Source organism: Mesorhizobium sp. M1A.F.Ca.IN.020.06.1.1, from assembly GCF_004023265.1.
Taxonomy (GTDB): Bacteria; Pseudomonadota; Alphaproteobacteria; order Rhizobiales; family Rhizobiaceae; genus Mesorhizobium.
Genome location: NZ_RZSR01000515.1, coordinates 1 through 4,245, shown reverse-complemented (window position 1 = coordinate 4,245; position 4,245 = coordinate 1). Strand labels below are relative to the sequence as shown.

At 66.4% G+C, this 4,245-nt stretch carries 5 protein-coding genes; all 5 read right to left on the bottom strand.

What is annotated here, in order from left to right; genetic code table 11:
* Positions 1-494: HEAT repeat domain-containing protein (locus EOA60_RS21110; RefSeq protein WP_164899441.1), on the bottom strand; the 494-nt coding region annotated here is incomplete at its 3' end.
* A gap of 2 nt (positions 495-496) precedes the next feature.
* The gene (locus tag EOA60_RS21105) at positions 497-2,245 is read right to left on the bottom strand and encodes a YaiO family outer membrane beta-barrel protein (protein WP_095824819.1); all 1,749 of its coding nucleotides are present in this window, start codon (positions 2,243-2,245) and stop codon (positions 497-499) included.
* Entirely contained in the window at positions 2,245-2,637 is a 393-nt protein-coding gene (locus tag EOA60_RS21100) for a response regulator (protein WP_067000929.1), read from the bottom strand. Before EOA60_RS21100 ends, EOA60_RS21105 begins: the two co-directional genes overlap by 1 nt.
* Before the next feature lie 183 nt (positions 2,638-2,820).
* Complete coding sequence (locus tag EOA60_RS21095; RefSeq protein ID WP_082980640.1) at positions 2,821-3,207, bottom strand: response regulator; 387 nt, start codon at positions 3,205-3,207, stop codon at positions 2,821-2,823.
* Positions 3,208-3,212: 5 nt separating this feature from the next.
* On the bottom strand, positions 3,213-4,245 hold a 1,033-nt coding region (locus EOA60_RS21090; protein ID WP_128311825.1), incomplete at its 5' end, for a response regulator.

The window sequence follows — 4,245 nt, the reverse complement described above, 5'->3', positions numbered from 1 at the left end:
ACGCCGAGCAGGGGCAGGCTGCCGAGATCGCAGAGCGCGATGGCGGCGGCGATCCTGACTTCGCGCGAGCGGTCCTGGTCCAGCGCCGAAAGCAGGCTTGCCGTCGCATTCTGCGACCCCAGCGCCGCCAGCATCTCGGCGGCGTGGATGCGTTCGGCCACATTGCCCCGTTCCAGCTGCCTGCCGACGAGGGCCGGCAGGCCGCATTCGTTGAAGGCGACAAGGACGTCATCACGCTCCTCGCCGCGCAGCAGCGAAACGAACTCGAAGCCGGCCTCGATCGCCACGCCCGGCGGCACCGAAAGAATGGCCGTTTTGAGCGTCTGGCGGTCGCGGTCTTCGGTGAAGGCGATCAGCGCCGTCAGAAGCTGCCGCCGCTGTCCGGCTCTGGCGCTGTCCCGGCGCTCTCGCAACAAACGGCGCGCGATCAAAAACAGCATGATCACTAGGGAGAGCGCGCTGAGCAGTATGGAGAGATTCCAGACGTACCACATGGTCAGAACCGCGCCGTCAGCCCGAGCCCGAATATGCTTCGGTCGAATGTCGGGCGTTGTTCATGCGCGATGCTGGCACGCAGCGTCAGCGGATCGCTGACGTCGACGGAGAGGCCGCCAAAGACGGTGCGCGTCGGCACCAGCGTGCCGTCGGAGATTTCGGGGGCGTCGGCATAGCCGCCGAAGAGATTGACATGCGGCGTCACCGCGAGGTCGGCACGAAGCACATAGCCGTCCGCGCGCGTCCCGATATCGTCCTCGGCATGCACCCAGCGGGCGGAAAGCCCCAGACGGCCGTCGAGGAGATAGCCCTGCAGCCAGGGCTGGATGCTGGTGACGTCGGCGTCGGCGAAATTGTCGTAGCGGGCGTCGACGTTGAGCGACAGCGGGCCGAAGACCTTCGCCGGCGCCACGACCTGCCACGAAGCGCCGGCGCCCAGCGAATAGCGCGCCAGAAAGTCGGCATCCGGCGTCGCCGCGGCCAGCGCATAGGCGGAGAAGGCCGGCGAGAAGGCCTGGTCGACGCGGCCCTCGATCTGGACGTCGGTGTTGCCGAAGCGGGTGGCGAGCCGCGTGCGGCCGGAGATCGTCGTTTGGGGCGATAGCCGATAGGAAAGGCCGGCCGAACTGTCGGTCCAGTTGCCGAGCCCGTCGGTGAGATCGCTCACCTCGCTGCCGAGGTCGAGCCGCCATTTGCGCGGCGGCGGCACGGCCAGCCTTTGCTCGACATCGGCGGAACCGGGCTCGATGGCGAGCGCCAGGCTGTAGGCCTGCCGCGCGGCCTCGTCGTCGCCCTCGGCACGGCGCACATCGCCGAGCCCGACCAGCGCCTCGGCATTGCGTGGATCCAGCGCCAGCGCGCGCTGCAACGATTGCCCGGCCCGCTGGTAGTCGGCCTCGAGCAAGGCGATTCTCGCATCAAGGTTGAGGGCCTCGACATTGTCCGGCGCCGAGGCCAGCACATCACCGACCAGGGCGCGGGCGCGCGGCGCGTCGCCCTGCCAGATCGCCAGGCGCACCTTGCCCAACCGCGCGTCGAGAAGGCCGGGCCTGATCGCAAGCGCCCGGTCGAAGAACCGCCCGGCCTCGTCGAAGCGCTGGGTGGAGCCGACAACGAGGCCGAGCGCGACCAGGGTGTCGGTGTTCCTGGGCGACAGCTTGAGCGCGCGGCGATAGGCGGTCTCGGCCTCGGGCAGCTTCCCCGCCGCCCGCAACCGCCTGCCCTGCTCCAACTGGATGGCGACGGGATCGGGCCGCCGGTGGGGCGGCTTCTTCGCCGGCGCCGCGGCAGCCGGAACCGGCTTCGCCTGGCTGGCCTGCTTGGCCTTGCGGATGTTCTCTAGAAGCGCTGCCGCGTCGGCATTGCCGGGCTCTGCCTCAGCGACCTTCTCGGCGAGCGGCAGCGCCGCATCCAGATTGCCGGAGCGGAATTCGACCTGGGCCATGCCGAAGCTCGCATCGCGATAGGCCGGGGCAAGGGAAAGCGCCCTGGAAAAGGCGTCGCGCGCCGCCGGCAGATCGTTGCGGCCGAGCTCGGCGAAGCCAAGCTGCACAAGAGCGTCGGCATTGTCAGCTTTCAACGCCAGCGCGCGCCGGAAAAGATCGGCGGCCTCGTCGAAATGCTGCGCCTGCCTGGCCTTGACGCCGGATGCGTAGAGCTCGTCGACAGTCTGCGCCAGCGCCGCGCCGGGAGCGGCGGCGATCGCCAGGATCAGGCATGCGGCAAAGGCTGAGTGCCGGCCGCGCCGCATCAGCGCTTCCCGCCCTTGCGGGCGATGAGACGCGCCAGCCGGGCCAGTAGCTCCTCGGGAATGAACGGCTTCACCAGATAATCGTCGGCGCCCTTCTCAAGCGCCGAAACGATGTCCTTCTCGGCCTTGCGCGCGGTCAGCATCACCACCGGAGTCTTCGACAGCACCGGGTCGCCCTTGATGCGCGCCAGCACCTCGATGCCGTCGGCCTTGGGCATCATCGCGTCGAGCACGATGATGTCGGGGCCGTCCTGCTCCGCCTTCGCCAGCGCCTCGGCGCCGTCCACCGCTTTGATGACCTCGTATCCCTTCGCCCTCAGCCTGAATTCCATCAGCTCGAGCAACAAGGGATCATCATCGCAGATCAGAACTCTTGCCTTCGCTCCATCCACCACCAGTCCTGCTCCGGTTCCGTCGCCCCCCGGAGTGATGACGCCGCGCGATCTTAGATAAAGCCGATTCGCGGCGGCCGCATTTCGACACAATCACTAGATGAATATTGGGCCATGGTTAAGGAGCGGCAAACGCAAAACCGACTTTGCCGACAGGCATCTTTTGCGCGGCTTTCTCGCCGGCTAAACCGGGCCGGAACGCCCCGAAAGCAGCCTTCTCACCTCGCCCGCAAGCGCCAGCGGGTCGAACGGCTTGGCGATCACTCCCACGGCTCCCATGGCGAGATAACGCTCCACCTCATGCGTCTGGGTGCGCGCCGTGATGAACGCCACCGGAATCGCGGCCGTCAGCGGCGAATCGGCCAGGCGCCTCAGTGTTTCCGGCCCGTCCATGTCCGGCATCATCACGTCGAGCAGGATGAGGTCAGGGCGCCAATCGGCGGCATCGGTCAGCGCTGCGATGCCCGAGGCGCTGGACCGCACCTCGAATTCCGGCTCGAGTTCCAGCGACATCTGGGCGATTTCGCGGATGTCGTCCTCGTCGTCCACATAGAGGATCCTTGCCGGCATAATCATCACTCCTTGGCACTGGAGGCGGGTCTGGCGCTATCGAGCGATGAGACCAACATGCTCCTAACCAGCCTGGCGACATCGATCTCCGACGCCTTGGTCTTGGTCATCATCGCCTGCACCCGGTCACCGAGGTTCTGATCCAGCTCCGCCGCCGAGAACACGATGACTTGGGTTTCCAGCGGCAGATCGATGAGCAGATCCAGTCCCGATCCGTCGGGAAGCAGTATGTCCAGGATGACCAGATCGAAGCGATGCTTTGCCACCGCCTTCCGCGCCTCCTGCAGCGTTTTGGCGGAAGCGATCAAGACGCCTGGACCCAAGCCAGCTGACATCACGGCAAGGACGCCCTCGTCGTCCTCGACGTGGAGGATCCTCGGCCTCCGCTCGACCTTGCTGGCGAGGATCTTGGCGAGAGCGGCGTGAAGGCGCGCCGAATCCACCGGCTTCTCCAGCCAGTCGACGATGCCGATGGCGGTTCCGTTCAGCGAGCGCCTGGCCTCGTCGGCGATGGCGGAGATGACGATGACCGAAATCTCGGAATTCACCGGTGAGACCCTGATGTCGTGGAAAAGCTTGATGCCGGACTCCCCGGCCAGCTTGATGTCGAGCGTCAGCGCCACATAGTCGCGGGAGTTCAGGAGCGCTTTTGCGGTACCGATATCGGGGGCGACATCGCTGGAAAAGCCGTCGGCGTCGAGAAGCGCTGCGATCACCGCAGCGATGTCGGGCTCATCCTCGCAGATGAGGACGCGCAGGCGGCCATCGCGCTTTCGCGACCGGCGCTCGACCAAAACCGGCTTCTCGACACTTCTCTGCGCTTCGGCAAGATCGACGTGAAACGAGGTTCCCTTGCCTTCCTCGCTTTCGAAGGAAACGGCGCCGCCGAGCTTTTCGACGATAGTCTTGACGATGCTCAGGCCCAGGCCGGTGCCCCCCTTCTTGCGGGTGCTGGAGGCATCGGCCTGCTCGAACTTGCCGAATATGCGGCTGCGGAACGCTTCCGGGATGCCGGTGCCTTCATCGACAACGGAGATG

Excerpts from the sequence above, each read along its gene's own strand:
- EOA60_RS21105 (WP_095824819.1), bottom strand. The coding sequence starts at position 2,245 with ATGCGGCGCGGCCGGCACTCAGCCTTTGCCGCATGCCTGATCCTGGCG.
- EOA60_RS21095 (WP_082980640.1), bottom strand. The coding sequence starts at position 3,207 with ATGCCGGCAAGGATCCTCTATGTGGACGACGAGGACGACATCCGCGAA.